The following is a 26,420-nucleotide window of genomic DNA, read 5'->3' as shown; positions in this document are numbered from 1 at the left end:
GCGGTCGACCCCGGGGCCGACCGCCGGAACGGGTCAGACGGTGACGGCTTCGGCGGCCTGACGCGCGCCCGCGGCGGTGGTCGCCGCGACGGCGGCGGTCGCGAGCGTGCGAGCCTGCTCGAGGGTGTAGCGCGAGAGCTCCAGCCGCACGTCGGCCAGTGCGGCCGGCGTCATCGAGAGCGTGGTGGCCCCGAGTCCGACGAGCACGACGGCCAGCAGCGGGTCGGCGGCGGCCTCGCCACAGATGCCCACGGGCTTGCCCGCGGCCGCGCCGGCGTCTCCGAGCGACTTGACCAGGCGCAGAACGGCCGGGTGCCAGGGGTCCTGGTAGGCCGCGACGGAGCCGAGCATGCGGTCGGCCGCCATCGTGTACTGGGTCAGGTCGTTCGTGCCGACGCTGACGAAGTCGGCGGTGGCGAAGATCTGGTCGGCGAGCACGGCGAGCGAAGGGACCTCGGCCATGACGCCCACGGTATTCAGTCCGAGCTCGCGTCCGAGGGTGACGAAGTACTCGGTCTCTTCGGCGTCGCTGACCATGGGTGCCATCACCCAGAGGTCGGCGGTGGTGGCGGCCTGCGCCGCCGCCAGGGCGGTGAGCTGGTCGCGGAGGATGTCTTCTTTGACGCGGAGGGCGCGGAGGCCCCGCAGGCCGAGGGCGGGGTTCTCCTCGTGGGCATCGTTCAAGAAGCTGAGCGGCTTGTCGGCGCCGGCGTCGAGGGCGCGGACGACGACCTTCTTGCCCGGGAAGGCCTCGAGCAGCGCGGTGTAGCTCGCGGTCTGGCTCTCGACGGTGGGCGCGGAGGAGTTGCCGAGGAAGAGGAACTCGGTGCGGAACAGGCCGACGCCCTCGGCACCCAGCTCGATCGCCCCCGCGGCCTCGGCGGGCGCGCCGAGGTTGGCGAGCAGCGGGACGACGTGGCCGTCGGCCAGGGCACCGTCGGTCAGGGGTGCGGCGGCCGCGGCGGCCCGGTCGGCGATGCGCTTCTCGGCGTCGGCGACCTCGTCGGCGGAGGGGTCGACCGTCACGACGCCGGTCGCGGCGTCGGCCACGACGACGGTGCCGTCGGCCAGGTCGAGGGCGCCGGTCACGCCGACGATCGCGGGGATCGACTTCGACCGGGCGAGGATGGCCGTGTGGGACGTGGGCCCGCCGTCGCGCGTGACGAGCGCGAGCACCTTGTCGAGGTCGAGCAGGGCGGTGTCGGCGGGCGCGAGGTCGGGCGCGACGAGGACGAACGGGGTGTCGCTCTCGGGCACCCCCGGGGCCGGGACGCCGCGCAGCGAGGCGATGACGCGCTGCGCCACGTCGCCGAGGTCGGTGGCTCGCTCGGCCATGTAGCCCCCCATGCCGATCAGAAGGTCCTGGAAGGCGGAGAACGCCTCGTGCACGGCGCGTTCGCCGGTGCGACCGTCGTCGATGCGGGCCTTGACGTCGTCGGTGAGGGTGGGGTCCTGCGCCATCAGCGACTGGGCGTCGAGGACGTCCTTCGCCTCGCCACCGGCTTTCTCGCCCCGGGCCGTGAGGTCGGCGGCGACGGCGGAGAGTGCCGTGAGCACGGCGTCGTACTCGAGGGCCGCGTCGGCCGTACGAGGGTCGGTGCCCGGCTCGGGCAGCGGATCGGGCATCTTCCTGACGGGGCCGACGGCCACTCCACGTCCGACGCCAACGCCCTGTAGTGCCACGGTGAACCTCTTCGAGTCTCGATGATGGGGACGTACGGCACGACGCCGAGCACGCCCACGGTCGGTCCATCGTAGACGGAACGCCCGGACGTCCGGTCTGCACCGTCGCCGGCGCCGATCCCGGTGCTCCGGACCGCCTCGCGCGGCCACCCCTACCCTGGACGCATGCGTGCGCCGTGGACCCGAGAACCGACGCCCGACCCGGCCGAGGCGGCCCGCGCCTCCTCGGCGGGCGGTCCACCCGGACGTGCCCGGCGGGCCGGGTCGCGCGTCGCGGGGTCGCGCCCGACCCGGGTGCTGGCACGGCACGTCACGGCGAAGGGACCCCTGCTCGCGGCCGGGCTCACCTACCAGGCGCTCTTCGCGTTGTTCGCCGCCCTGTGGGTGGGCTTCTCGGTCGCCGGGTTCGTCGTCTCGGGCGACCAGCTGCTGCGGGACGAGTTGATCGTGTTCATCCGGTCGGCCGTGCCCGGGCTGATCCAGGACGTCGACGGCACGGGCGTGGTCGACCCGGAACTGCTGCTCGACGCGTCGGTCTTCGGCTGGACCGGGGCCGTCGCCCTGCTCGGCCTGCTCGTGTCGTCCATCACGCTGCTCGGCAGCATGCGCGACTGCGTCCGCATCGTGTTCCGGGCACCCCAACCCGTCACTCCGCTCGGTCGCCTGATCGTGCGCGACCTCGGCCTGGCGCTCTGCTTCGGCGCCGCCGTGGTCGTCTCGGCGACGCTGTCGCTGCTCAGCACCACGGCGGTCTCGGGCCTGTTGTCCGGGGTCGGCGTCTCGACCCGGTCGATCGTCGGCGAGGCGACCCTGCGCGTGGTCGGCATCGTGCTCGTGTTCGCCTTCGAGACCGCGGTGCTCGCGGTGCTCTTCCGCGTGCTGGCCGGACTCCACATCCCCTTCCGTCGACTCCTCGCGGGGGCCATGATCGGCGCGGCCGGGTTCGTCTCGTTGACCGTGGTCGGAGGCGTCGTGCTGCGCGCCACGGGCTCGAACCCCCTCGTCGCCTCGTTCGCGGCGATCGTCGGACTGCTGATCGTGATCAACCTGCTGTGCCAGGTGCTGCTGCTCAGCGCCGGTTGGATCGCCGTCGGCATGGACGACCTCGGCGTCCTCGCCGACCCGCACGAAGAGGCGGCCCGTCTGCGGCGCCTCGAGGAGGAACGGCGAGCCCAGGAGGCGCGGGCCCGGTCGCGCGGTGGTCGCTTCGTCGACGGCGCCCGCGGCCTGCTCTCGCGGTCGATGCGTGCCGTCCGTCGAGGTGACCCGCCCGACGTCCCGCCCACGAGCCCTCCTGACGGTGCCCGCCGCTAGTCTGGAGCCCATGTCCACGCGCCTCCGTCTCGCCACCGTCAACGTCAACGGCGTCCGTGCCGCCTTCCGCAAGGGCATGGGCGAGTGGCTCTCGGCGCGCGACGTCGACGTCCTCACGCTGCAAGAGGTGCGCGCCTCGACCGACGACCTCGAGGGCCTGCTCGGCCCCGAATGGAACGTCGTCCACGATCCGGCGACCGCCAAGGGCCGGGCGGGGGTCGCCATCGCCAGTCGGGGCACGGCTCACGTGCACCGCGTCGAGCTCGGGCCCGACGACTTCGACAGCGCCGGCCGCTGGCTCGAGGCGGACTACGAGATCGACGGCACCGTGGTGACCGTGGTCAGCACCTACGTCCACTCGGGCGAGGTCGACACCCCCAAGCAGGACGAGAAATGGACGTTCCTCGACGCCATGTCGGCGCGACTCCCCGAGCTCGCCGCCCACAACGAGCTCTCGGTGGTCACGGGCGACCTCAACGTGGGGCACCGCGAGCTCGACATCAAGAACTGGAAGGGCAACGTCAAGCGCGCCGGCTTCCTCCCCCGTGAGCGGTCGTACTTCGACCGCTTCCTCGGGCCGGCGGGCCAGCAGGTCGAGACGGTCGACGGCACCGGCGGCGAAGGCCTCGGGTGGGTCGACGTGGGCCGACGCTTCGCGGGCGAGGTCGAGGGGCCCTACTCGTGGTGGTCGTGGCGCGGTCAGGCCTTCGACAAGGACACCGGTTGGCGCATCGACTACCAGTTGGCCACCCCGGCGTTGGCCGACAAGGTCGAGCACTACGTGGTCGACCGGGCGGCCGCCTACGACCAGCGGTGGTCGGATCACGCTCCGGTCGTCGTCGACTACCGACTCTGACCCCGCGTCCCGCCCCTCCCTTCTCGCACCACCCCGACCGAGGACCCCATGACCAAGCCCCGTCTCTTCTCCGGCATGCAGCCGTCCGCCGACTCGCTCCACGTCGGCAACTACATCGGCGCCCTGCAGCAGTGGAAGTCGCTGCAGACGACGCACGACGCCTTGTTCTGCGTCGTCGACCTGCACGCCATCACCGTCCCACAAGACCCCGCGGCGTTGCGGGCCCAGATCCGTGGCACCGCCGCGCAGTACATCGCCGCAGGCATCGACCCGGCGCAGTCGACCCTGTTCATCCAGTCGCACGTGCCGGCGCACACGCAGCTGGCCTGGGTGCTCAACACCCTGACCGGGTTCGGCGAGGCCAGCCGCATGACGCAGTTCAAGGACAAGGCGGCGAAGCAGGGGTCCGACGCGGCCTCGCTCGGACTGTTCGCCTACCCGACGCTGATGGCCGCCGACATCCTGCTCTACCAGGCCGAGACGGTTCCGGTGGGTGACGACCAGCGTCAGCACGTCGAACTCACCCGCGACCTCGCCACCCGGTTCAACTCCCGCTTCGGCGAGACGTTCGTCGTGCCCGAGGCGACGATCCAGAAAGAGTCCGCACGCATCTACGACCTGCAGTCGCCCGAGTCGAAGATGAGCAAGTCCGCCGCGACCGACTCGGGTGTCGTGTGGATGCTCGACGAGCCGAGCCGCACCGCCAAGAAGATCAAGTCGGCGGTCACCGACGCCGAGCGCGAGATCCGCTTCGACCGCGGGGCCAAGGCGGGTGTGTCGAACCTGCTCACCATCCTGTCGTCGTTCTCGGGCGACAGCGTGGCCGACCTCGAGGAGCGCTACGCCGGTCGCGGCTACGGCGACCTGAAGAAGGACGTGGCCGAGGTCGTCGTCGAGACCTTCGCACCCGTCCGCACCCGGGCGCTCGAACTGCTCGACGACCCGACCGAGCTCGACCGCATCCTCGCGGTCAACGCCGATCGGGCGAACGAGATCGCCCAGGCCACGATCGACACCGTGTACGACCGCATCGGCTTCGTCCGCAAGGCCTGATCGTGCTGCCGTTCGTGCTCGCGTCACCGACCCTCGAGTTGGTGGTGCCGAGCGCGGCCGACGTGCCGGCCATCGTCGACGCCTGCCGCGACGAGACGCTGCAGCGGTTCACCACGGTGCCCGTCCCGTACGCACGGTCCGACGCCGAGTTCTTCCTGCGGCGCATCGTGGACGACGGGTGGGCAACCGGACGCGAGTTCACGTGGGGGCTGCGCCGCCCGGGGTCGGGCCTGCTCGAGGGCGTCATCAGCGTGCGACTCCGCTCGTCCGACGTCGGCTTCTGGACGGCCCCGGCCTCGCGTGGGCTCGGCCTGATGACCGAGGCCCTCGGCCTCGTGGCCGACTGGGCCTTCGGTGCCGGCGGGCTGCGCGAACTCTTCTGGGAGGGCTACGTCGGCAACGACGCCTCGGCCGCCGTCGCCCGCCGCACGGGGTTCACGTACCAGGGTGTCGGTCCGGGGCTCCACCCCGACCGTGACGGGGGCCACCCCCTCTGCTGGAAGGCCCGCCTGCGACCGGACGACGCGCGGGTGGCGCGGCCGGGCTGGCCCGACCTGGGACGTCCCGGGGCCCGCCCCGGCCGCTCGACGGAATACCCCGTCGCCGACGGCGTTGACTCCCTCACCGATGCCGTCGACGGCGTCGTCCGCCCGTCCCCCACCGCGCACGCCCCGGCGCGCGACCGTTCCGTCCCGGAGGCCCCGTGAGCATCGACTCGATCGACCACGAGCTCCTGGAGCACGCCATGAGACGGGCTGTCGCGCTCGCCCGCCGGGGGCCGGCCCGCGGGGTCAACCCCCAGGTCGGTTGCGTCCTGCTGCGCCCCGACGGCAGCACGGCCGCCGAGGGGTGGCACCGGGGTGCCGGCACCCCGCACGCCGAGGTCGACGCCCTCTCGCACCTCCCCCCCGGCGAGGCCCGCGGCCTGACCGCCGTCGTCACGCTCGAACCCTGCGACCACGTGGGGCGTACCGGCCCCTGCAGCGTCGCCCTGATCGAGGCGGGCGTCTCCCGCGTCGTCCATGCCGTCGCCGATCCCGGCGCGTCCTCCGGTGGCGGGGCCGACCGGCTGCGGCGGGCGGGTGTCGAGGTGGTCGACGGCGTGCTCGCCGACGAGGCCGCCGAGATGGCTCGCCGCTGGTTGGTGACGGCCCGGACGGGCCGACCCTTCGTGACGCTCAAGTGGGCCTCGAGCCTGGACGGCCGCACCGCCGCGTCCGACGGCAGCAGCCGGTGGATCACCGGCACGGCGGCGCGGCAGCACGTCCACGAGCAGCGGGCGGCCCACGACGCGATCCTGGTGGGCACGGGCACCGTGCTGGCCGACGACCCCAGCCTGACCGCCCGGGGCGACGGCGGCGAACTGCTGCCCGACCAGCCCCTGCCCGTCGTCGTCGGCACGCGCCCCGTGCCCGCCGACGCCGCCCTGCGCCGGCATCCCCGCGAGCTCGTCGCGACGGGCACGCACGACCTCGAGGCCGTGCTCGACGACCTCGGACGCCGCGGGGTCCGCAGTGTGTTCGTCGAGGGCGGGCCGACCGTGGCGAGTGCGTTCGTCCGGCTCGGACTCGTCGACGACTACGTGGTCTACCTCGCGCCCACGCTGCTCGGCGGCCCTCGGACCGCCCTCGACGACCTCGGCGTCGACCACATCGACGGGCAACGACGACTGCGCGTCACCGACGCGCACCCCCTCGGCGACGACCTGGTGGTCGTCGCCCGCGACACCCCCAGGAGACCCGCATGACCACCACCCCCGCCGCATCGTCCCAGGTGTCGTTCGAGGTCGAGACCACGGTCCCCACCAGCCACGGCACCTTCCGCATGAGGGCTTACCGCGACACGGTCACCGGGGCCGACCACGTGGCGATCATCGCGAGCGACCCGACGGGCCTCCCCCCGGCGGACGACGCCCTCGTCCGCGTCCACTCCGAGTGCCTGACCGGCGAGGCCTTCGGCTCGCTCAAGTGCGAGTGCGGCCCGCAGCTCGACGCCGCGCTCGACACCATCCGGGACCACGGCGGTGTGGTCGTCTACCTGCGCGGCCACGAGGGTCGGGGCATCGGCCTCGTCAACAAGCTCCGGGCCTACCGCCTGCAAGAGGACGGCCTCGACACCCTCGACGCCAACCTCGCCCTCGGGCTGCCGGCGGACGCCCGAGACTACGGCGCGGCTGCCGACGTGCTGCGCGACCTGGGCCTCACCCGCGTCCGGTTGCTCAGCAACAACCCCGAGAAGAGACGTCAGCTCGGCGAACACGGCATCGAGGTCACCGAACTGGTTCCGCTCGTCGTCGGCGTGGGGGCGTTCAACGAGGGCTACCTCGACACCAAGCGTGACCGCATGGGTCACGAGTTGCCCGGCCACCTCGGCTCCGACGACTGAGCCCGCGACCGGGGCGCTCCTGCGGCCCTGACGCGCGTCCCCGCCGGGGTACGAGCCGGAGTACGATGGACGCGGCTGTCACGAGCGGCCCCCGTCTCACCCGGCCGAGCGATCCGCAGATCCCTGCGCCGCGCCTCCGTCCGACCCGCTGCGCCGCATCACGCGCCCGGTCGTCGACGTCCGCCGGGACCTCGACCCCTGCCCCGGAGTGCCCCGTGTCCGTACCCACCGTCGACCCGTCGACGTCGTCCGCCCCCACCACCAACAAGCGCTCGCGCGTCATCGTCGCGAGCCTCATCGGCACCTCGATCGAGTTCTACGACTTCTACGTCTACGCGACCGCCGCGGTGCTCGTCTTCCCGACGATCTTCTTCGCCAACGACGACCCCGCCGTGGCGCGCCTCGCCTCGTTCGCGGTCTTCGGCGTCGCGTTCATCGCCCGGCCCGTCGGGTCGATCGTCTTCGGGCACTTCGGCGACCGCATCGGTCGCAAGGGCACCCTCGTGGCCTCGCTGCTGACGATGGGCATCGCGACGGTGCTGATCGGGTGCATCCCGGCCGGCACCACGCCCGGCTGGGCGGTCGCCGGCCCCGCCTGCCTCGTCGTGCTGCGCTTCTGCCAGGGCCTCGGCCTCGGCGGCGAATGGAGCGGTGCCGCGCTGCTCGCGACCGAGAACGCCCCGGCGAACCGCCGAGCGATCTACGGCACGTTCCCCCAGCTGGGTGCGCCCATCGGCTTCATCATCGCCAACCTGCTCTTCGTGCTGCTGAACACGACCCTCACCGAGGAGCAGTTCCTGGCCTGGGGTTGGCGCCTGCCGTTCCTGGCGAGTGCCGTGCTGGTGATCATCGGCCTCTACGTGCGCTTCAAGCTCATCGAGACCCCGGCGTTCCAGAAGGTCGTCGACTCGGGCAACGTCGCCACGCTGCCACTCGCCCGCGTCGTCCGGTCGAGCTGGCGCCCCCTGCTGCTCGGCACGTTCATCATGCTGGCGACCTACACGCTCTTCTACCTGATGACGACGTTCACGCTGACGTTCGGCACGGCCGACGCCGCGGGTGACCCGGCAGGTCTGGGCATCCCCCGGACGCAGTTCCTCTGGATGCTGATCCTCGGCGTGGTGTTCTTCGGCATCTTCACCCTGGTGTCGGGGCCGCTCGCCGAGAAGTACGGGCGCCGCGCCATGCTCATCTGCGTGACGGCGGGCATCCTCGTCTTCGGCTTCACGTTCGCCCCGCTGTTCGCGGCCGGAGCCCTCGGGGCTCAGGCGCTGCTCATCATCGGCTTCGTCCTCATGGGGCTGACCTTCGGACCGATGGGGGCCGTGCTGCCCGAGCTGTTCCCCACGAGCGTGCGCTACACCGGTTCGGCGATCAGCTACAACGTGGCCAGCATCCTGGGAGCCGCCGTGGCCCCCTTCATCGCCGTGGCACTCTGGACGGCGGCGGGCGGCAGCACCTGGCTCGTGGGCCTCTACCTGTCGTCGATGGCGGTGTTGACCCTGATCGCGCTCGTGCTCAGCCGGGAGACCCGCGACGTCGACTACGACACGGCCGGCTGACCGACGCGACGTGCCCTGCCGCCCGGCCCGCGCCTCGTGACCGGGGACGCGGGCCGGTTCCGTGACGCAGGTGGAAGTCACCGGGACGAAGTACGGTCGTAGTCGGCGGTGGCACCGCCCGCGACATCCGACCGCCGCACCCCGCGACGCCGGTCACCTGGCACGAGAGGCATCATGAGCTCCGACACACGCGCGCGCACGACGACGTCCGAGGGCGAGGAGACGCGGGTCGACCCACCGGCCGCGCCTCGGTCGCGGTGGGGTCGCCGCCCGCAGCCCGAGGGTCCCCGTGCCACGTTCCGTCAGCTGCTGCCCTACCTGTTCGAGCACAAGAAGGTCATGGCCTTCATCATCGTGCTCAGCGTCCTGGGTGCCGCCGCGTCGCTCGGTCAGCCGCTGCTCGTGCAGCAGGTCATCTCGGCCGTGCAGCAGGGCGTCACGCTCGGACCCCTCGTCTGGGCGCTGGTCGCGCTGGTCGTCGTGGCCGGGCTGATCAGCGGGTTCCAGCACTACCTCCTGCAGCGCACCGGCGAGGGCGTCGTCCTCTCGAGCCGTCGTCGCCTCGTCGGACGCATGCTCCGGCTGCCCGTCAGCCAGTTCGACACGCGCCGGACGGGCGACCTCGTGTCGCGGGTCGGCTCGGACACCACCCTGCTGCGGGCCGTGCTCACGCAGGGGCTCGTCGAGGCGATCGGTGGCAGCCTCACCTTCGTCGGCGCCCTGGTCGGCATGTTCCTGATCGACCCCGTGCTGCTCGGACTGACCGTGCTCGTCGTCGCCGTCTCGGTCGTCGTCGTCGTGCTGTTGTCCGGTCGCATCCGCGTGGCGAGCCGCCAGGCGCAGGAGAAGGTGGGCGACCTGACGGCCGCCGTCGAACGCGCCATCAGCTCGGTCCGCACGATCCGCGCCTCGGGCGCCACCGAACGCGAGATCGTCGCCGTCGAACGCGACGCCGAGGGCGCCTACCAACGGGGGCTGCAGGTGGCGCGCATCTCGGCACTCGTCGTGCCGATCTCGTCCGTCGCCCTCCAGGCCTCGTTCCTCGTCGTGCTCGGCGTCGGGGGGTACCGGGTGGCCAGCGGAGCCATCGAGATCGCCTCGCTCGTCTCGTTCGTGCTCTTCCTCTTCCTCATGATCATGCCGCTCGGTCAGGCCCTGGGTGCCGTGCTCAGCGTCAACCAGGCCCTGGGGGCGCTCGGACGCATCCAGGAGATCCTCGACCTGCCGAGCGAGACCGACGGCGACGAACGCCTCGCGGCCGAGGTGGCGACCCGTGAGGCGGGCGCCGGTCTCACGGCCGAGGACGGCATCGCCGTCCGGTTCGACGACGTGCACTTCCGGTACCCCGACTCGCCGGTCGCCACCGGGCCGGCGACGCGTGGGCCGCAGCTGTCCGGTGCCCCGGCCCACGACTCGGGCGAGGGCCCCGCCGACGACGACCTCACGGTGCTGCGAGGGGTGAGCTTCTCGGTGCCCGTCGGCAAGCGCACGGCCCTCGTCGGCCCCTCGGGAGCGGGCAAGAGCACGATCCTGTCGCTCATCGAGCGCTTCTACGACCCGACCTCGGGTGCCGTGCGCGTGGGCGGGGCCGACGTCCGCACCCTCGACCGGCGCGACCTGCGGTCGCGCATCGGCTACGTCGAACAGGACGCACCCGTGCTCGCCGGGACGATCCGCGACAACCTCACCCTGGGTGCGCCCGAGGCGACGGACGACGACTGCCGTCGGGTCCTCGAGGCCGTGAACCTGACCGCGGTGGTCGAACGCGGCGACGAAGGTCTCGACGCCCAGGTGGGCGAGGACGGGGTGATGCTCTCCGGCGGCGAACGTCAGCGCCTGGCCATCGCCCGCACGCTGCTCAACGCGCCGCCGATCCTGCTGCTCGACGAGTCGACCTCGAGTCTCGACGGTCTCAACGAGCAGCGCCTCCGCGAGGCGATCGACGCCGTCGCCGAGAACCGCACGCTCATCGTGATCGCCCACCGGCTCTCGACCGTGGTCGACTCCGACCAGATCGTCGTCGTCGAAGCCGGCCGGGTGGTGGGCGTGGGCACCCATTCCGAACTCGTGCAGACGACGCCGCTCTATAAGGATCTGGCGAAGCACCAACTCCTCGTCTGAGACCGGGGTGCGGGGGTGTCGGCGCACGGCCGCGACGCCGTGCGACGATGGCCCGATGAGCGACGTCGCCCCCACCGTCCTGACCCACGTCGACCGCGGGGTCGGCGTGATCACCCTCAACCGCCCGCAGAAGATCAACGCGGTGACGATCGAGATGCTCGGGCTCGTCGAGCAGGCGCTCGACGTCTGGGAGGACGACCCCGGGGTCTCGTCCGTGCTGCTGCGGGGTGCCGGGCCCCGGGGGTTCTGTGCCGGGGGCGACATCGCGTGGATCCACGCCGCCGCCACGACGGACCCGCGACGCAGCATCGACATGTGGCGGCGCGAATACCGGGGAACGCTGCGCCTGGCACGCTGGTCGAAGCCGATCGTGTCGCTTCTGGACGGCATCGCGATGGGTGCGGGCATCGGGCTCGGCGGTCACGTCACGCTCCGCATCGTCACCGAACGAAGCTCGGTGGGCATGCCGGAGACCCGCATCGGGCTCTCCCCCGACGCGGGCGGCAGCTTCTTGCTGTCGCGGGCCCCGGGTGAGCTCGGCACCCATCTCGCCCTGACCGGTCGTGCGATGACGGCTGCCGATGCCCTCCACACGGGCTTCGCCGACCTGTTCGTCCCGTCGTCCGAGCTGACGCGGGTCCTGCCGGCACTGGCCGACGGGGGCCCCGAGGCCGTGCGGGCACTCGGCACGGACGCGGGACCGTCCGATCTCGCCGGGGCCGCCGAGTGGATCGACGACGCCTACCGAGGCGACGACGCCCGGACGATCGTGCGACGCCTCCGCGAACTCTCGGCGTCGGGTCTCGCCGACGCCGGAGCCGTGGCCGACGACCTCGAGGCAGCCTCGCCCACGTCGGTGGTGCTGACCCTGGAGGCGCGGCGGCGGGCGGCCCGTCTGCCCGACCTCGAGGCGGTGCTGGGGCAGGAGCTGGGCATCGTCACCTCGCTCGCCGCGTCGCCGGACCTCGTCGAGGGCGTCCGCGCACGGGTGATCGACAAGGACCGCCGACCCCGCTGGTCACCTCCGACGCTCGCCGAGGTCGACGTCGCCGCGACCCTCGCGACGGTCGACTGGACGACGCGGCTCTGACCGAGGGGCGAGCGTCGTCCACGGGCCACTCGCCGATGGCCGCCGGGTCAGAGGCGGATCACGCGTCCCTCGGCCGCCGAACGACGCGCGGCCTCGATCACCTCGAGTGAGCGGACGGCGTCCCAGGGGTCGACCGGCAGCTCGCCTTCGCCGGCCAGGGCCCTGGCCAGCTGCGAGTAGAACGCGGGGTACCGGCCCGGATCGGTCGTCTCGTCACGGCGGGTGCCGCCCTCGGACACCTCGCCCCGACGATCGCCCGCGTCGACACCGTAGGCGGGGTCGGTCGGCGCGAGTCCCGACGACAACTGGGCCTCTTGTGGGTCGAGACCGTGCACCTCGTACGCCCCCGCCGACCCCAGCACTCGGAACCTCGGCCCGGGGAGGGCTGCCACGTGGCTCATCGCCAGCCGCGACCGCCGACCACCCTCGTGCTCGAGCGACAGGAACACGTCGTCGTCGGCCGTCCCGGACGGGCGGCGGGTCGCGATCTCGGCGTGGACCGCCCGGGCCGGCCCCAGGAGTCGAACCACCTGGTCGACGAGGTGCGGGCCCAGGTCGAACAGGATGCCCCCGCCGTCGGCCGGGGTCGCCCGACGCTTCCAGCCGGCGCGGTTCTCGAGCTTCCAGGGTTCGAAGCGCGACTCGACGGTGTGCACGTCGCCCAGCTCGCCCGACGCCGCGAGGCGCGTCGCCGTCAGGAAGTCGCCGTCCCACCGCCGGTTCTGGTAGACGCTCAGCGGCCGGCCGAGAGACTCGGCGAGCTCGACGAGCCCGCGGGCGTCGGCGGCCGAGGTCGCGAGCGGCTTGTCGACGACGACGGCCGCCCCGGCCTGCAGGGCACGCGTCGCGGTCTCGACATGGGTGTCGTTGGGGGTGGCCACGACGACCAGGTCGAGTCCACGGCCCCAGAGCTCGTCGACGTCGGCGACGACCTCGGCCCCGGGATGCGCCGCGGCGGCCTGCCCGGCACGGTCGGGGTCTCGCGTGACGACGGCGTCGACCTGCCAGGCCGGGTCGGCGGCCAGCAGCGCGCCGTGGAACACCCGCCCCGCGAGCCCGTAGCCCACGATGCCGACGCGCAGCGGCTCGACGGCGCTCATGAGCCGGCGAACGGGTCGGGGGTCAGCACGTACACCGTCTCGAGGTACTCGTGGATGCCCTCGGCACCGCCTTCGCGACCGAGGCCCGACGACTTGATGCCGCCGAACGGCGCCGAGGCGTTCGACACCACGCCGACGTTGAGACCGAGCATGCCGGTCTGCAGCCGTTCGGCGAGCCGCTGCCCTCGGGCGAGGTCGCGGGTGAAGGCGTAGGCCACGAGCCCGAACTCGGTGTCGTTCGCGAGATGGACGCCCTCGGCCTCGTCGTGGAACGTCGAGATCGCCAGGACCGGGCCGAAGATCTCGGTGGTCAGGATCTCGCTGCCGGGGGCGACGCCCGACACGACGGTCGGCTCGAAGAAGGTGCCCGGCCCGTCGACGGGATGGCCGCCGGTCTCGACCACCGCCCCGCGGCCGACCGCGTCGCGGACGAGCCGGTCCGCCTTGTCGACGGCCCGGTCGTCGATCAACGGGCCCACGGAGACCCCGTCGTCGGTCCCCGCGCCCACCCGGAGCCCGCGCACGCGCTCGACCACCCTGGCGGTGAACTCGTCGGCGACCGACTCGTGCACGATGAACCGGTTGGCGGCCGTGCAGGCCTGGCCCACGTTGCGGAACTTCGCCTGCATCGCCCCCTCGACCGCGGCGTCGAGGTCGGCGTCGTCGAAGACCACGAAGGGGGCGTTGCCGCCGAGCTCCATCGAGGTGCGCAGCACCTGTTCGGAGGCCTGGGTCAACAGGGTCGAGCCGACCGGCGTCGACCCCGTGAAGCTGAGCTTCCGGAGGCGCGGGTCGCGGATCAGGGGCTCGCACACGTCGTTCGCCGACAGGGTCGTCACGACGTTCACCACACCGTCGGGAACACCCGCCTCGGCGAGCAGGGCGGCGAAGGCGAGCGTGGTGAGCGGGGTCAGCTCGGCCGGCTTGACGACCACCGTGCAGCCGGCGGCGAGGGCGGGCGCGATCTTGCGGGTCGCCATGGCGAGGGGGAAGTTCCAGGGGGTGATCAGCAGGCAGGGGCCCACCGGGCGGTGCAGCACCGTCGTCCGGCCGGTGCCCTCGGGGTTGGTGCCGTAGCGACCCGAGACGCGCACGGCCTCTTCGGAGAACCAGCGGAGGAACTCGCCGCCGTAGGTGACCTCGCCGAGCGACTCGTCCAGCGGCTTGCCCATCTCGAGCGTCATCAGCAGGGCGAAGTCGTCGCGCCGCTGCATCAGCAGGTCGAAGGCGCGGCGCAGCACCTCGCTGCGGTGACGGGGAGACGTCGCCGCCCAGGCATCCTGCGCGGCGACCGCGGCGTCGAGGGCCCGCAGGCCGTCGGCGGGAGTCGCGTCGGCCACCGCGACGAGGACCTCGCCCGTGGCGGGGTCGACGACGTCGATGGTGTCGCCCGAGGACGACGGGCCCCACGAGCCCCCCACGAAGAGACCGGTGGGCACGGCCTCGACCACGCGACGACGCTCGGCGGCCGTCACGACCGGGCGGCTCACGCCGGGACCCCGGTCGAGCCGTCGACGACGTCGGACGACGGGACCGTGCGGACGCCGGCCGCGCGGAGCTCGGCCAGGGCGGCCTCGCTCGGAGCCGGGGCCACACCTGCCACGAGGTCGGTCAACACGGTCACCCCGAGCCCGGCGGTGACGGCGTCGAGGGCCGAGGCCCGGACGCAGTGGTCGGTCGCCAGACCGACGACATCGACCTCGTCGACGCCCGTCGCGGCGAGGACGTCACCGAACGGCCGCCCGTCGTCGACGAGCCCGTCGAACAACGAATAGGCCGGCCGACCGTCGCCCTTGAGCACGTGGACGTCGACGAGGGCGGTGTCGAGGTCGGGGTGGTAGTCGGCACCGGTCGAACCCTGCACGCAGTGCGTCGGCCACGAGTCGACGAAGTCGGGCTCGGCGCTGAAGTGGCCGCCGTTGTCGCCGTCGGGCGCGTGCCAGTCGCGGCTGGCGACGACGAGGTCGTACCGGTCGCGGTGGGCGCGGAGGTGGTCGGTGACCGCCTGCGCGACGTGGGCGCCGCCGGTGACCCCGAGCGCGCCTCCTTCGGTGAAGTCGTTCTGGACGTCGATGACGAAGAGTGCTCTGGTCATGCGACCATTCTCGCGCGCCGCGCCGACAGCGGCTCGCCTCAGCTGTTGGCGAGGTTGTCGCCGCAGCTGTAGACGGCCGTCGTCAGGGTGTCGAGGGCGGCCCGGGCGTTGTCCTGCACGGAGCCGATCGCGTAGAAGGCGAAGGTGAGCTTGGTGCCGTCCGCCGCGTCGACGGTGCCCGCGAGCGTGTAGGCCGTGTCGATCCAGCCGGTCTTGGCGTGCACGGCGCCTCGGGCCACCGCGTTCGAGCCCGTGAAGCGGGAGGCGAGCGTGCCCGTCTTGCCCGACACCGGGAGGGCGTCGTAGACGACGCCGAGGCCGTGCTCGCGGTTCAGCACCTGGATCATGAGCCGCGCGACGAAGGTCGAGGGCACGGCGTCGTTCTCGCTCAGGCCGGACCCGTCGATGATCGTGAGCGACGACGTGTCGAGACCGTAGGTCGACGAGAGCACGGACTTGTAGAGCGCCGTGAGCGACGCGGCCGACCCGTCGGCACCGGACGCCTTCGACGAGACGCGCGCGAGCATCTCGGCGAGGGTGTTGTCGGAGGTCGGCAGCAGCTGCGAGACGAGGCGGCTGACCGGCTGGGACGTCACCTGGGCGATCACCGTGCCGCTCGAGGCGGTGCCCTGGGTCATGGTGGCGGAGTCGGCACCGACCACGCCCGCGGTGACGAGCGCCGAGCGGAAGGCGTCGCCGGCACGGGCGACGGGGTCGGTGCTGCGCGGACTCGTCTGCGCGGCGGGGTTCGCCCGGTCACCGTCGACCATGAGCGCGGTGACCTCGGAGTGGTAGCCGATGGTCTGCTCGGTGCGCTTCCAGGACGGGTCCCACTTGTCGGCGGGATTCCAGTAGGTGGCGTCGAGCGTGATCTGCGTGAGGGGCTGCTCGCCGAGCGACGCCTTCACCTGGGTCGCGAGGTCGGCGACCGTGGGGGCCCCGGCGTAGACGCTCGAACCCGTGGCGCTGAGCGTGGCGTCGCCGCCGCCGACCAGGGACACGGCACCCGTCCCGGCGTCGCCGGTCACGCGGGTGGTGAGACTGGCGTCGGGCCCGAGGACCGACAGGGCGACCGCGCTCGTCAGGGTCTTCAGCACGCTGCCCGTGCGCGCCGGGGTCGAGCCGTTGCGGTCGAAGAGGACCTCACCCGTGGTGGCGTTGACCACGCTGCCCTCGAACTGGGCCAGACGGGCGTCGGACGCGGCACCGGCGACCGAGCAGGTCCGCAGGCGCGTGGCCCCCGGGATGACGCCCGGTACCGACCGAGCGGGGTCGACCGTGGGAGTCACCGTCGGTGTGATGGTGACCGCCGGCTCGGGGGAAGTGGAGGCGGCCCGCACCGTCGCGGCGTCGGGCGCGGTGGCGGCCCCGGCGGCGACGGCGCCGCCGCCCAGCAGGGCGAACACGAGGACGCCCGCCGCCACGAGGACCCCTCGCGGCCGTGACGAGACCCATCGCCACACGGACGACCCCGAACCGGCGGACGTCACCGTGGCCGCGTCGCGGGGGCCGGCGCCGTCACCACCCGTGGTCGCCTCGGGACGGTCGTGACGTGGCTCACCCTGATCGCTCATCGAGGACATCATACGGAGCCTCGCGCCGACGTCATCCCTCGGAGGGGTACCGCACGCCGATCTGTCGACGGACCTCGTCCATCGTGCGCATGACACCGACACCGTCGGCAGCGGTCAGCAACGGACTCTCACGCTCGCCCGCCGCGACGACCCGTTCGAGCTCGAGCGCCTGGTGGTGCATGCCGCGCAGACCGCCCTCGTCGGCGTCGAAGCGCTCGACCACGGCGTCGTCCGAGTCGCGCACGGTGAAGCCGCCCGGCGCGTAGAAGGTGTCGTCGACGTCGATGCGGCCGGCGGTGCCGAGCAGCGTCGCCGTGTTGCGGCCCGAGGTGTCGAGCGCGGCGTACAGCTGGGCCGTCGCACCCGACGCGTGACCGAGCTGGATCGCGACGCGGGCGTCGACGCCCTGGTCGCTGAGCGTGGCGGCGGCCGAGACCGTCGAGGGCGCCCCGAGCAGGTCGTCCGCGAACGACACCGGGTACACCCCGAGGTCGAGCAGGGCCCCGCCACCGAGCGCCGGGTCGTTGATGCGGTGGCGGGGATCGGTGGGCAGCGACTGGACGTGCACGGCCGTCAGGAGGCGCACCTCGCCGATGACGCCGGAGCGCACGACCTCGCGCAGCCGCGCGCTCTGCGGCGTGTACCGCGTCCACATCGCCTCGAGGACGACCACGCCGGCCTCGCGAGCGGCCGCGTGGACCCGCTCGGCCTCGGCGGCGTTCACGGTGAAGGCCTTCTCGACGAGGACGTGCTTGCCGGCCGCGATGGCCAGCAGGGCGTTCTCGGCGTGGAACGGGTGCGGCGTGGCGACGTAGACCACGTCGACCTCGGGGTCGGCGACCAGGTCGTCGTAGCTGCCGTGCGCCCCCGGGACCCCGGCACGGTCGGCGAACTCGCGCGCCTTGGCCAGGTCGCGCGACCCGACGGCCGAGACGGTCAGCCCTGCACCCTGCAGGTCGGAGGTGAAGGTGGAGGCGATGCCGCCGGCGCCGAGGATTCCCCATCGAAGTGTCATGCGGACTGTCTACCAGCCACCGCCGTCGGCGAGGCCCTCCGGTTCGAGGCCCGTGCCACCTCTCCGGTCAGCAGGCGTACCAGCGACTGGCCGAGCGGACGAAGTCCGGACTGTCGTCCGGCGCTCCCCCGTGCACCGCGGCGAACCCGACGCAGGCGTGGGCGAGGTCTCCGCGGAAGTCCGGTCGGTAGACGGCCGAGCGGTGCGGGGCCGAGGCCCACCACTTGGCGGCGGCGACGTCGCCCGTGGTCGCGGTGCCGCCCGCGAGGTTGCCGTCGCAGCCGACCGGGGGCACCCCGTCACTCCGGACCACCTCGCCCTTGTGCCCCCAGGCGCTCAACGGATCGGGGCTCGGGTCGCCGGCGACCCAGAAGAGGTACTGCTCGAGGCACGCGTCGTGACGCACGTTCGCGGCCGGCAGCAGCCCGAGGCACGCCGCCTCACGATGCTCCTCGTAGGCCGTTCGGAACGCGTCGAGGTCGGCGGCGGTCGTGCCCGTCGCGCCGCTCGCCGCGTCGGGGGCCCCCGTCGCGCCGCTCAGGGAGTCGGTGCCGGGCTGCGCGGGCGAGGGGACGGAGGCGCTGGTGGCGTCGTCGACGCACCCCGCGCCTCCTGCGTCCTCGGCCGCGGGGCCGACCTCGGGTCCGGGGTCGCCGCTCGCGAGGACCACCGTCGTCGGCCCGTCGGCCACGCCGGCCGTCGCGAGGGCCGAGGAGTCGCCTCCGGCCCAGACCACGAGGAGGATGCCCGCCAGGACGGCGGCGAGCAGAGCGGTGCAGATCACTCGGAGGGGCATGCGGGCCACCTCCTTCCGGCGAGCGGTGGGCGTCGCAGATCGACCGTAGGGCGACGGGACGAGGCCCGTGGGCCGATCGGGGTACAACCCGGCGACGCGCTCACCACTACTGGGGGCGCAGGGAGCGGGACGGGGGCCTCAGGCCGGCACGCCCTCGGCGCGGCCGACGGATGCGAACAGCCCCGGGTCGTCGTGACCCGGGGCTGTGGTGGAGCCGCTTATCAGAATCGAACTGATGACCTTCTCATTACGAGTGAGACGCTCTACCGACTGAGCTAAAGCGGCGGGACCGACCTCGGCCGGTTGCCCGTGCCTCGCGGCACGATTAGATACTGTACAGGATCAGCGGACCTCACGTGTCACGAGGCGACCGAGCTCGACGAAGCTGGCCTCCATGCGGGCGCGCAGGCTGTACCGCATGTCGCTGAGGTGGTCCACGTCGTCGTCGTCGATCCACTCGGCCCAGGCGTGGCGGAGGGTGGCGATGCTGACCAGCGACACCAGGTGCGCGCGGCTGAGCAACGAGGCGTCGACGGCGTCGTCCGCCACCCCGGCGTCGGCTGCCATGCGCTGAGCGACGACGGTCGTGAGGCGCTCCTCGAAGACCCGCGTCGACGCGATGCGACGGGCCAGCAGGTCGGGGTGCGCCCGGAGCACCCGGCGGCGCAGCACGACCAGTTCTCGATCGACCGTCGCCGACTCGACGGCGTGCGTCAACAGCTGGATGAGGCTCGACAACACGGGCTCGTCGCGCTGGGCCACGAACCGCTCGAGGTCGCGACCGTCGGGCAGCGCCGGCGGATCGCCGACCACGGCCTCTTCTTTGGACGGGAAGTAGTTGAAGAAGGTCCGCGGCGAGACGTCGGCCCGGCGGCTGACCATGTCGACCGTCACCGCGTCGAGCCCGTGTTCGACGATGAGGTCGAGGACGGCGACCTGGATCGCTCGTCGGGTGGCCAGACGCTTGCGCTCGCGCAGGCCGGGGGCGGCGTTCGGGTCGCTCATCAGGCCATCATCGCGCATGCACCCGGGGAAAGGGGTGGACGGCCCGCTCGCCGCCCCGGTGCTCGTGGGGCTGCCGCGCGCGCCACGGGTGCTCGTGGCGGTGCCGCGCGCGCCGGTCAGCGGGTGGCGTGACGACTGACGACGACCAGCATGGCCTCGAGAGCCATGGCCGGCGACACGTTGGCCTCGATGCGGCGACGGGCCAGGGCGATCGCGTCGAGCACGGCCAGGGTAGCGGCCGGGCTGGAGGCGGCCGCCGCGGCGTCGAGCTGCGCCCGGATGGCCTCGTTGATGGGCTGCTCGTCGACCCCGAGCTGCAGCAACAGGACGTCGCGGTACAGCGAGAGGAGGTCGACCATGATGCGGTCGATCCCATCGCGGAGGCTCCGGGTCGCCCGGCGCTTCTGGTCGTCCTCGAGGGCACGCAGCTGGCTGCGCAGCGCCGGGGGCACGGTGCCGCCCGGCTCGACGCCCAGCGACCGCAACGCACTCGCCCGTTCTTCGGCGTCGCGCTCTTCCGTGATCGCCTTCGCGTCGTCGCCCGCGACCGCGAGCAGGGTGGCCGCCGCGATGACGGCGTCCGAGACGCTGCGGATGCCCAGGGCGGTCTCGAGGGTCTGACGACGTCGCGACCTCGCCGAGGCGTCGAGTGCCAGGCGCCGCGCCATGCCGATGTGGCTCTGGGCCTCGCGGGCCGCCACGAGCGCGATGTCGGGGTCGACGCCGTCGCGGTTCTCGAGGAGCGCGGCGACGTCACCCACGGCGGGCATGCGGAGGCGCACGCTGCGGACGCGGGAGCGGATCGTGGGGATGAGGTCGGCCTCGCTCGGGGCGCACAACAGCCAGACCGTCCGGGGCGGCGGCTCTTCGAGCGCCTTCAGCAAGAGGTTCGAGGTGCGCTCGGTCATGCGGTCGGCGTCCTCGATGACGACCACCCGGTAGCGACCCACCGACGGCGAGAACTGGCTCGCCGCGACCAGCGACCGGACCTCGTCGATCGTGATGATGATGCGTTCCGTGCTGAGCACCGCGAGGTCGGGGTGCGACCTCGCGGCGACCTGCCGGAGGGTGGCCTCCTCGTCGGCCGGTTCTCGTGAGAGCAGCGCGGCCGCGAAGGCGTAGGCCAGGTTCGAGCGGCCCGAGCCGGGCGGCCCGGTGATGAGCCACGAGTGGGTCATCGAGGCGTTGCCGGGCTGCGTGGAGGCCGCCGCGGTCAACGCCTCGATGGCATCGGGCTGACCCGTGAGGTGTTCCCAGAGGGGCATGGTCAGCGTGCACCCTCGGCTCGGGGACCGACCGCGCCGTTCACTCGGCCGTGGCCTCCGGCGCCGTCGCCGTCGCCGCAGGAGCCTTGGCGGCAGGAGCCTTCTTCGCCGGCGTCTTCTTGACAGCCGTCGTCGACGCCTTCGTGGTGGTCGCCTTCGCGGTCGTCGCCTTCTTGGCCGGCGCCTTGGTGGTGCTCGCCTTCTTGGCGGGCGCCTTCTTGGCCGGTGCCTTCTTCGCAGCCGTCTTGGGCTTGGCCGGCCCCTTGGCCCGCTTGTCGGCGAGCAACTGGACGGCGCGATCGAAGTCGACCTCTTCCACCGTCTCACCGCGCGGGATCGTGGCGTTCGTCTCGCCGTCGGTGACGTACGCGCCGAACCGCCCGTCCTTCACCTTGATGGGCTTGCCGCTGACCGGATCGGCCTCGAACTCTTTCAGGGCACTGCTGGCCTTGCGGGCGCCGTACTTCGGCTGGGCGTAGAGCTCGAGCGCCCCGGGCAGGTCGATCTCGAAGATCTGGTCCTCGCTCGTCAACGACCGGGTGTCGGTCCCCTTCTTGAGATAGGGACCGTAGCGCCCGTTCTGCGCCTGGATCTCGTCGCCGCTCTCGGGGTCGGTGCCGACGGTGCGGGGCAGGTCGAGCAGTCGCAGCGCCGTGTCGAGGTCGACCGTGTCGACCCCCATGCTCTTGAAGAGCGACGCCGTGCGTTCTTTCGGAGCGGCGGCCTTCTTGGCGGGGGCCTTCTTCGCCGGAGCCTTCTTCGCCCCCGTCGTGGTCGTCGTGGTAGCCGCCGGCTCGGTCACCTCGCCCGTCGCCGGGTCGGCCACGATCTCGTCGGACGGCGACTCGGGGGTCCGCTCGGTGACGTACGGGCCGAAGCGGCCGTCCTTCGCGATGACCTCCTTGCCCGTCTCGGGGTTGAGCCCCAGCACACGGTCGCCGACGACGGGGGCGTCGATCAGCTCGCGCGCCTTCTCGGCGGTCAACTCGTCGGGAGCGAGGTCTTCGGGCACGTTCACCCGACGGGGCGTCTCGGGGTCGTCGCCCGGCGCCTCGAGGTAGGGACCGTAGCGACCGATGCGCAGGGTCACGCCGTCGGCGAGCACGATGGAGTTGATGTCGCGCGCGTCGATCTCGCCCAGGTTGTCGATGACCTTGCGGAGACCACGGTGCGACTCGTTGCCGAAGTAGAAACCGTTCAACCAGTCCACGCGGTCGGCGTCGCCGCCGGCGATGAGGTCGAGGTCGTCCTCCATGCTGGCCGTGAAGTCGTATTCGACCAGGTCGGCGAAGTAGTCCTCGAGCAGACGGACCACCGAGAACGCGATCCAGTTCGGGACGAGGGCCGTGCCGCGCGGCGTCACGTAGCCGCGGTCGACGATGGTCGACATGATGGCGGCGTAGGTCGAGGGCCGTCCGATGCCGAGCTCTTCGAGGGTCTTGACCAGGCTCGCCTCGGTGTAGCGCGGCGGGGCCGACGTGTCGTGCCCCTTCGCCTCGACCTCGTCGAGGCCGAGTGCCTGACCGGCGGTCAGCGGGGGCAGCTTGGCCTCGGCGGGTTCGGCCGCGCCGTGGCGGTCCTCGTCGCGACCCTCTTCGTAGGCGTTGAGGAACCCGCGGAACGTGATCACCGTGCCGGACGCGGCGAACTCGGCGAGCGTCCCGGTGGCGGCACGCGGGGCGATGCCCTCGACCGTCCCCGAGGTGGTCGCCGCCACGACGACCGAGGCGGTCGATCCCTTGGCGTCCGCCATCTGCGAGGCGACCGTGCGCTTCCAGATGAGGTCGTAGAGCTTCCAGTCGTTGCCCCGCAGGACGTTCTGCATCTCGGAGGGGGTCTTGAAGGTGTCACCCGACGGGCGGATGGCCTCGTGGGCCTCTTGGGCGTTCTTGCTCTTGCCCGTGTACAGCCGCGGCTTGTCGGGAACCGTGTCGGACCCGTAGAGCTTGGCCGCCTGGCTGCGTGCCGCACCGATCGCCTGCTGGGACAGCGCCGGCGAGTCGGTGCGCATGTAGGTGATGTGGCCGTTCTCGTAGAGCGACTGCGCGACGCTCATGGTCTGCCGCGCGGAGAACCGCAGCTTGCGCGCCGCCTCTTGTTGGAGGGTCGACGTCGTGAAGGGGGCAGCCGGACGACGGGTGTAGGGCTTCGAGTCGACCGACCCGACGACGATCTCGACGTCGGACGAGCTCAACGCCTCGGCGAGTGCCCGCGACGCCGCCTCGTCGAGCGCGACGGCCTCGCCCTTCAGTCGACCCCGGTCGTCGAAGTCGCGACCGGCGGCGACTCGTCCCCCGTTGACGCGGACGAGGCGCGACCCGAAGGCGACCCTCGCCTCGCCCTCGGCCGCGACGGGCTCGAAGGTCGCGGTGAGGTCCCAGTAGGACGCGGAGACGAACGCGAGGCGTTCGCGTTCGCGGTCCACGACGAGACGCGTCGCGGCCGACTGGACGCGCCCGGCGGACAGCCCCGGTCCGACCTTGCGCCACAGCACGGGCGAGACCTCGTAGCCGTAGAGGCGGTCGAGGATGCGGCGGGTCTCTTGCGCGTCGACGAGGGCGGTGTCGAGGTCACGCGTGTTCTCTTGCGCCTTCTGGATGGCGTCCTTGGTGATCTCGTGGAACACCATGCGCTTGACCGGCACCTTGGGTTTGAGCTCTTGCAGGAGGTGCCACGCGATGGCCTCGCCCTCGCGGTCCTCGTCTGTCGCGAGGTAGAGCTCGTCGGCGTTCTTCAGGGCGCGCTTGAGGTCGGAGACCGTCTTCTTCTTGGCGTCCGAGACGACGTAGTAGGGCTCGAATCCGTTCTCGACGTCGACGGAGAACTTGCCCATCGACCCCTTCTTCAGCTCGGCCGGGAGGTTCTTGGGCTCGACGAGGTCGCGGATGTGGCCGACGGAGGCCAGCACCTCGTATCCGTCGCCGAGGTACTGCCCGATCGTCTTGGCCTTGGCGGGCGACTCGACGATGACCAGTTTCTTCGTGCCTGGCACGGGACTCCTTGGGTGGTGGTGCGGCGACCCGGTCCGACGGACCGGGCGAGGGGCTGCAGGGCGAGGACGGGGTGCTCGATCGCTCCCACCGACCCCGAGGAACGTCGGGAGCCGTGCAGCCGACAGCCACACCATACACACCCGACGCTCGGGCTCTCTTCACGGACCACCGCCCCGGGGCGGGGCCGTCGCGGGCGGTGGACCGGCCGTCGCCCGGGCCCTGACGACGAGGGGACCGAGGGCCGTGGAGACCTCGACCGTGACCTCCGCGCCCGCGACGACGCAGGCCGAGAGCGCGACGTCGTTCGCCTTCGCGGTCGCGGCGGCCCGGTCGCAGACCGCGCCGGTGGCGAGCCCCGACAGGGCGTCGGCCGCGGCGAGCGCAGAGGCGTCGGCTGCCCCGGCCGTGCGTGACCGGACGGCGAGGGCCGAGTGCGATCCGACGAGCGCGACGGCGAGGACCGTGATCGTCACGAGGCCGGCGGCCGACAGGACGCTCGAGCTGCCGCGGTCGCTCGCCAGGACGTGGCGGACGGTCATCGCCCGGCCGTCGGCGCGCAGCTGCGGGAGGTCAATGTGACCTCGCCGAAGGGCCGACCCGCACCTCCCGGCGGAGGTCGACGCAGACGAGGTCGGCGCCGACGGACTCGGACATCGCGGCGCCCGGCGCGAGCCGCGCCAGGGTCGCCCCGACCGAGCCGCGATCGCCCCGGGCGGTCTGCCGTGCCACCACGGCCACGGCGACCGCGAGGGGGACCGACTGCGAGGTGACGCCAAAGTTCGCAATGACGAGCGTGGGGACCAGGACCAGGACCACGGCGGACACGTTCGTCGCAAACTCGACCGTTGCGCTTCCCCTCTGGCCGTTAAGTCGACGGACGAGACGGACCGGACGGGTCAGAAGGACGAGACGCCCACAGACCCTTGTCGTCACGACAGCGATCATCCGACGCTCTGGGCTGATCGGGCCAGGTCGGAAAGCATGCCCCGCATCTTGTCCGATCTTTCAAACGCTACGCGCAGGCCAGCGAAGCCAACGGCCGCCGGTGTGGTCGCCCTAAAGCATACTTAGCCGGGACGTCCTCCTATATTAGAGATACTAAACGCTGTCACCGGACTGGAGGTCAACGATATTGAGTCCAGGAAATCTCACCCGCAAGCCATCCAGGACTAGATCGTCGAGCTGAGTGCAACGAGGGCACAAGCGGAACACCTGGACGCGACCCTGTTCGTCGAGGAAAAGGTCGACCTGCCCGCCCCCAAGAGAGTTCACGAGGCCGCGCCACAACCGCGCTTGCTTCTGATCCCAGGCGATCGGGCCCAAAACTTTTTCTAGCTCGGCAGCAGTCTGACCCGCCTCTGCAAGCGGTCGTGCAGTCTCGGTCGTCCATTCGAGAGATTCGCTCCCTGTGGTGAATAGGTCGTCGAAGCCATCGGGCGAGTAGCAAAGGTAGTCCCAGACAGAGCCTGATGACTCCTCATAGTCCGACATGTCGTTGAAGTAACGCTCACTGAACACAACCCCCCGCAACTCCCTGTGGCGTCGGTCAACGAACCTCCATGGGAACTTCTCGATCTCCGCATCAACGTCACTGCGTACGGAGGCTAGCGAATCAACGTGCGCGAGGTCGTCGATTAGACGCTCACCAGGGATCACGATGCCGATTGACGAATGAGTCTCGAAGCGAACCCGACCTGGCTCTCCAGAAGCGACCTGCGCGGAAGTGAAGTGACCGACATGAATGCCCAAGAGCATCCATTCGCCGTGACGATTGACGAATACAGGGGCACCGCTCATGCCGGCATCGGCCGAAGACTCCACAAGCAGTACATGCGTCAACCCGAATGCGGTCAACACTGGAGCCTGGGGGACGGCTGCTACGCGCCCAAACCGAAGGAGGGGCTCGATATGGCCAGGGCCACCGGGATGCTGTGTCAGCAACCCAACGGCGACAGTTTCGGCGCCGAGTAAGCGTCGATCTAGTCCAAACGCACAATTGTTCTCGTCGACCGCGCGCGCCGATCGCCCGAATTGAAGCCCAGTGAACCCTGAACCCGTAAATGACGCAATCGCGAGATCAAGACCAGATTCACCTTTAGGCAGATCCCCGGGACGCAAAAAGGACCACTTCAAGGGGTCCAGAGATTGCCTGCTCAGGCCTTGCTCCTCCATCCACGGAAACTCTACAAACAGCCCCGTCCGATACAGCCCATTCCCTTTGTCATAAATGGCATGCAGCGCCGTCACGAGGTAAAGGTGGGAGTAGTAGTCGCTCCAAGGGCGTTCACCCACTCGCACTCGCAGCATGAACGCTGTTGCCAAGCGCCTCCCATTCGCGTCAGTTATGAAGGCGCTAAAGAGAGGCATTTGCTCGAAATTCAGGTCTGGTGCGTCGTCCCCGCCGTCGATCATGCTGTAAGCCTACGCGCGTGCTTGACACGCCTTGAAGCCGCCGAATCTGTTCCGGCGTCGCCGTGAAACGCGCGCGCAACCTGTCCATTCAGGCGGGCGCG

At 71.7% G+C, this 26,420-nt stretch carries 21 protein-coding genes, 1 tRNA gene and 1 pseudogene; 9 read left to right on the top strand and 14 right to left on the bottom strand.

From position 1 onward, the window contains the following. Positions 1 to 33: 33 nt before the first annotated feature. Positions 34 to 1,683, bottom strand: a complete 1,650-nt coding sequence (gene ptsP, locus ASE87_RS02175; protein ID WP_082452240.1) for a phosphoenolpyruvate--protein phosphotransferase — start codon at positions 1,681 to 1,683, stop codon at positions 34 to 36. Positions 1,684 to 1,848: 165 nt separating this feature from the next. On the opposite strand from ptsP, the gene ASE87_RS02170 reads away from it, so the two are divergent. The 9 genes and pseudogenes from ASE87_RS02170 to ASE87_RS02130 all read left to right on the top strand — a co-directional run bounded on the left by ASE87_RS02170 (position 1,849) and on the right by ASE87_RS02130 (position 12,064). Then, positions 1,849 to 2,997, top strand: a complete 1,149-nt coding sequence (locus ASE87_RS02170) for a YihY/virulence factor BrkB family protein (protein ID WP_056225585.1) — start codon at positions 1,849 to 1,851, stop codon at positions 2,995 to 2,997. A gap of 10 nt (positions 2,998 to 3,007) precedes the next feature. Further along, a complete protein-coding gene (locus tag ASE87_RS02165; RefSeq protein WP_056226780.1) occupies positions 3,008 to 3,853 on the top strand; it encodes an exodeoxyribonuclease III in 846 nt (281 codons plus the stop codon). Between the two features lie 48 nt (positions 3,854 to 3,901). Continuing rightward, positions 3,902 to 4,906, top strand: coding sequence for a tryptophan--tRNA ligase (trpS, locus tag ASE87_RS02160; protein WP_082060174.1), 1,005 nt, complete (start codon positions 3,902 to 3,904; stop codon positions 4,904 to 4,906). Between the two features lie 2 nt (positions 4,907 to 4,908). After that, a complete protein-coding gene (locus tag ASE87_RS02155; RefSeq protein WP_056225583.1) occupies positions 4,909 to 5,613 on the top strand; it encodes a GNAT family N-acetyltransferase in 705 nt (234 codons plus the stop codon). Positions 5,614 to 5,651: 38 nt separating this feature from the next. Then, entirely contained in the window at positions 5,652 to 6,653 is a 1,002-nt protein-coding gene (ribD, locus tag ASE87_RS02150) for a bifunctional diaminohydroxyphosphoribosylaminopyrimidine deaminase/5-amino-6-(5-phosphoribosylamino)uracil reductase RibD (RefSeq protein WP_082452353.1), read from the top strand. Between the two features lie 17 nt (positions 6,654 to 6,670). Then, a pseudogene (gene ribA / locus ASE87_RS02145) lies at positions 6,671 to 7,291 on the top strand (GTP cyclohydrolase II); the annotation flags it as partial. 215 nt (positions 7,292 to 7,506) lie between these two features. After that, positions 7,507 to 8,853 carry an MFS transporter gene (locus ASE87_RS02140; protein WP_043596876.1) on the top strand — a complete coding sequence of 449 codons (1,347 nt, stop codon included), beginning with the start codon at positions 7,507 to 7,509 and terminating at the stop codon, positions 8,851 to 8,853. A gap of 174 nt (positions 8,854 to 9,027) precedes the next feature. After that, positions 9,028 to 10,974 (top strand): ABC transporter ATP-binding protein, encoded by a 1,947-nt coding sequence (locus ASE87_RS02135; RefSeq protein ID WP_056225576.1) that lies wholly within the window; start codon positions 9,028 to 9,030, stop codon positions 10,972 to 10,974. 55 nt (positions 10,975 to 11,029) lie between these two features. Then, the gene (locus ASE87_RS02130; protein WP_056225573.1) at positions 11,030 to 12,064 is read left to right on the top strand and encodes an enoyl-CoA hydratase/isomerase family protein; all 1,035 of its coding nucleotides are present in this window, start codon (positions 11,030 to 11,032) and stop codon (positions 12,062 to 12,064) included. 47 nt (positions 12,065 to 12,111) lie between these two features. Here ASE87_RS02130 and ASE87_RS02125 read toward each other — a convergent pair whose 3' ends face one another. From ASE87_RS02125 to ASE87_RS16005, 13 genes are all read right to left on the bottom strand, one after another. Beyond that, the gene (locus tag ASE87_RS02125; RefSeq protein ID WP_056225571.1) at positions 12,112 to 13,164 is read right to left on the bottom strand and encodes a Gfo/Idh/MocA family oxidoreductase; all 1,053 of its coding nucleotides are present in this window, start codon (positions 13,162 to 13,164) and stop codon (positions 12,112 to 12,114) included. Next, positions 13,161 to 14,654 carry an NAD-dependent succinate-semialdehyde dehydrogenase gene (locus ASE87_RS02120; RefSeq protein WP_369813987.1) on the bottom strand — a complete coding sequence of 498 codons (1,494 nt, stop codon included), beginning with the start codon at positions 14,652 to 14,654 and terminating at the stop codon, positions 13,161 to 13,163. Before ASE87_RS02120 ends, ASE87_RS02125 begins: the two co-directional genes overlap by 4 nt. Next, complete coding sequence (locus ASE87_RS02115; RefSeq protein WP_043597501.1) at positions 14,651 to 15,259, bottom strand: isochorismatase family protein; 609 nt, start codon at positions 15,257 to 15,259, stop codon at positions 14,651 to 14,653. The genes ASE87_RS02120 and ASE87_RS02115 overlap by 4 nt, the downstream gene beginning before the upstream one ends. Positions 15,260 to 15,297: 38 nt before the next feature. After that, positions 15,298 to 16,833, bottom strand: coding sequence for a D-alanyl-D-alanine carboxypeptidase/D-alanyl-D-alanine-endopeptidase (gene dacB, locus ASE87_RS02110; RefSeq protein WP_235472165.1), 1,536 nt, complete (start codon positions 16,831 to 16,833; stop codon positions 15,298 to 15,300). A gap of 31 nt (positions 16,834 to 16,864) precedes the next feature. Continuing rightward, the gene (locus ASE87_RS02105; RefSeq protein ID WP_043594796.1) at positions 16,865 to 17,848 is read right to left on the bottom strand and encodes a Gfo/Idh/MocA family protein; all 984 of its coding nucleotides are present in this window, start codon (positions 17,846 to 17,848) and stop codon (positions 16,865 to 16,867) included. A gap of 67 nt (positions 17,849 to 17,915) precedes the next feature. Continuing rightward, positions 17,916 to 18,644 (bottom strand): hypothetical protein, encoded by a 729-nt coding sequence (locus ASE87_RS02100; protein WP_157489644.1) that lies wholly within the window; start codon positions 18,642 to 18,644, stop codon positions 17,916 to 17,918. Positions 18,645 to 18,853: 209 nt separating this feature from the next. Next, positions 18,854 to 18,929: transfer RNA gene (locus tag ASE87_RS02095), tRNA-Thr, on the bottom strand. 57 nt (positions 18,930 to 18,986) lie between these two features. Further along, positions 18,987 to 19,649: a TetR/AcrR family transcriptional regulator gene (locus tag ASE87_RS16445; protein ID WP_052505220.1), complete on the bottom strand. Its 663-nt coding sequence runs from the start codon at positions 19,647 to 19,649 to the stop codon at positions 18,987 to 18,989. Between the two features lie 116 nt (positions 19,650 to 19,765). Further along, positions 19,766 to 20,914, bottom strand: coding sequence for a DNA polymerase III subunit delta' (locus ASE87_RS02085; RefSeq protein ID WP_056225566.1), 1,149 nt, complete (start codon positions 20,912 to 20,914; stop codon positions 19,766 to 19,768). Positions 20,915 to 20,954: 40 nt separating this feature from the next. Then, positions 20,955 to 23,906 (bottom strand): type I DNA topoisomerase, encoded by a 2,952-nt coding sequence (gene topA / locus ASE87_RS02080; protein WP_056225563.1) that lies wholly within the window; start codon positions 23,904 to 23,906, stop codon positions 20,955 to 20,957. 159 nt (positions 23,907 to 24,065) lie between these two features. Further along, positions 24,066 to 24,446 (bottom strand): Rv3654c family TadE-like protein, encoded by a 381-nt coding sequence (locus tag ASE87_RS02075; RefSeq protein WP_056225561.1) that lies wholly within the window; start codon positions 24,444 to 24,446, stop codon positions 24,066 to 24,068. A 31-nt stretch (positions 24,447 to 24,477) separates the two neighbouring features. After that, complete coding sequence (locus ASE87_RS02070) at positions 24,478 to 24,723, bottom strand: hypothetical protein (protein ID WP_157489643.1); 246 nt, start codon at positions 24,721 to 24,723, stop codon at positions 24,478 to 24,480. A 282-nt stretch (positions 24,724 to 25,005) separates the two neighbouring features. Continuing rightward, a complete protein-coding gene (locus tag ASE87_RS16005) occupies positions 25,006 to 26,319 on the bottom strand; it encodes a hypothetical protein (protein ID WP_157489642.1) in 1,314 nt (437 codons plus the stop codon). Positions 26,320 to 26,420: the final 101 nt, after the last annotated feature.

The sequence above is a fragment of the Frigoribacterium sp. Leaf44 genome, from assembly GCF_001421865.1.
In the GTDB taxonomy this organism is placed as follows: Bacteria; Actinomycetota; Actinomycetes; order Actinomycetales; family Microbacteriaceae; genus Frigoribacterium.
This window is presented reverse-complemented; position numbering and strand designations above follow the sequence as displayed.

Bases quoted from the DNA above. Each gene is read 5' to 3' on its own strand.
- ribD (WP_082452353.1), top strand. From the start codon at position 5,652: ATGAGACGGGCTGTCGCGCTCGCCCGCCGGGGGCCGGCCCGCGGGGTC.
- ASE87_RS02135 (WP_056225576.1), top strand. From the start codon at position 9,028: ATGAGCTCCGACACACGCGCGCGCACGACGACGTCCGAGGGCGAGGAG.
- ASE87_RS02115 (WP_043597501.1), bottom strand. From the start codon at position 15,259: ATGACCAGAGCACTCTTCGTCATCGACGTCCAGAACGACTTCACCGAA.
- ASE87_RS02170 (WP_056225585.1), top strand. From the start codon at position 1,849: ATGCGTGCGCCGTGGACCCGAGAACCGACGCCCGACCCGGCCGAGGCG.
- ASE87_RS16005 (WP_157489642.1), bottom strand. From the start codon at position 26,319: ATGATCGACGGCGGGGACGACGCACCAGACCTGAATTTCGAGCAAATG.
- ASE87_RS02075 (WP_056225561.1), bottom strand. From the start codon at position 24,446: ATGACCGTCCGCCACGTCCTGGCGAGCGACCGCGGCAGCTCGAGCGTC.
- ASE87_RS02125 (WP_056225571.1), bottom strand. From the start codon at position 13,164: ATGAGCGCCGTCGAGCCGCTGCGCGTCGGCATCGTGGGCTACGGGCTC.
- ASE87_RS02085 (WP_056225566.1), bottom strand. From the start codon at position 20,914: ATGCCCCTCTGGGAACACCTCACGGGTCAGCCCGATGCCATCGAGGCG.
- ASE87_RS02100 (WP_157489644.1), bottom strand. From the start codon at position 18,644: ATGCCCCTCCGAGTGATCTGCACCGCTCTGCTCGCCGCCGTCCTGGCG.
- ASE87_RS02165 (WP_056226780.1), top strand. From the start codon at position 3,008: ATGTCCACGCGCCTCCGTCTCGCCACCGTCAACGTCAACGGCGTCCGT.
- ASE87_RS16445 (WP_052505220.1), bottom strand. From the start codon at position 19,649: ATGAGCGACCCGAACGCCGCCCCCGGCCTGCGCGAGCGCAAGCGTCTG.
- ASE87_RS02105 (WP_043594796.1), bottom strand. From the start codon at position 17,848: ATGACACTTCGATGGGGAATCCTCGGCGCCGGCGGCATCGCCTCCACC.
- dacB (WP_235472165.1), bottom strand. From the start codon at position 16,833: ATGAGCGATCAGGGTGAGCCACGTCACGACCGTCCCGAGGCGACCACG.
- ASE87_RS02130 (WP_056225573.1), top strand. From the start codon at position 11,030: ATGAGCGACGTCGCCCCCACCGTCCTGACCCACGTCGACCGCGGGGTC.
- trpS (WP_082060174.1), top strand. From the start codon at position 3,902: ATGACCAAGCCCCGTCTCTTCTCCGGCATGCAGCCGTCCGCCGACTCG.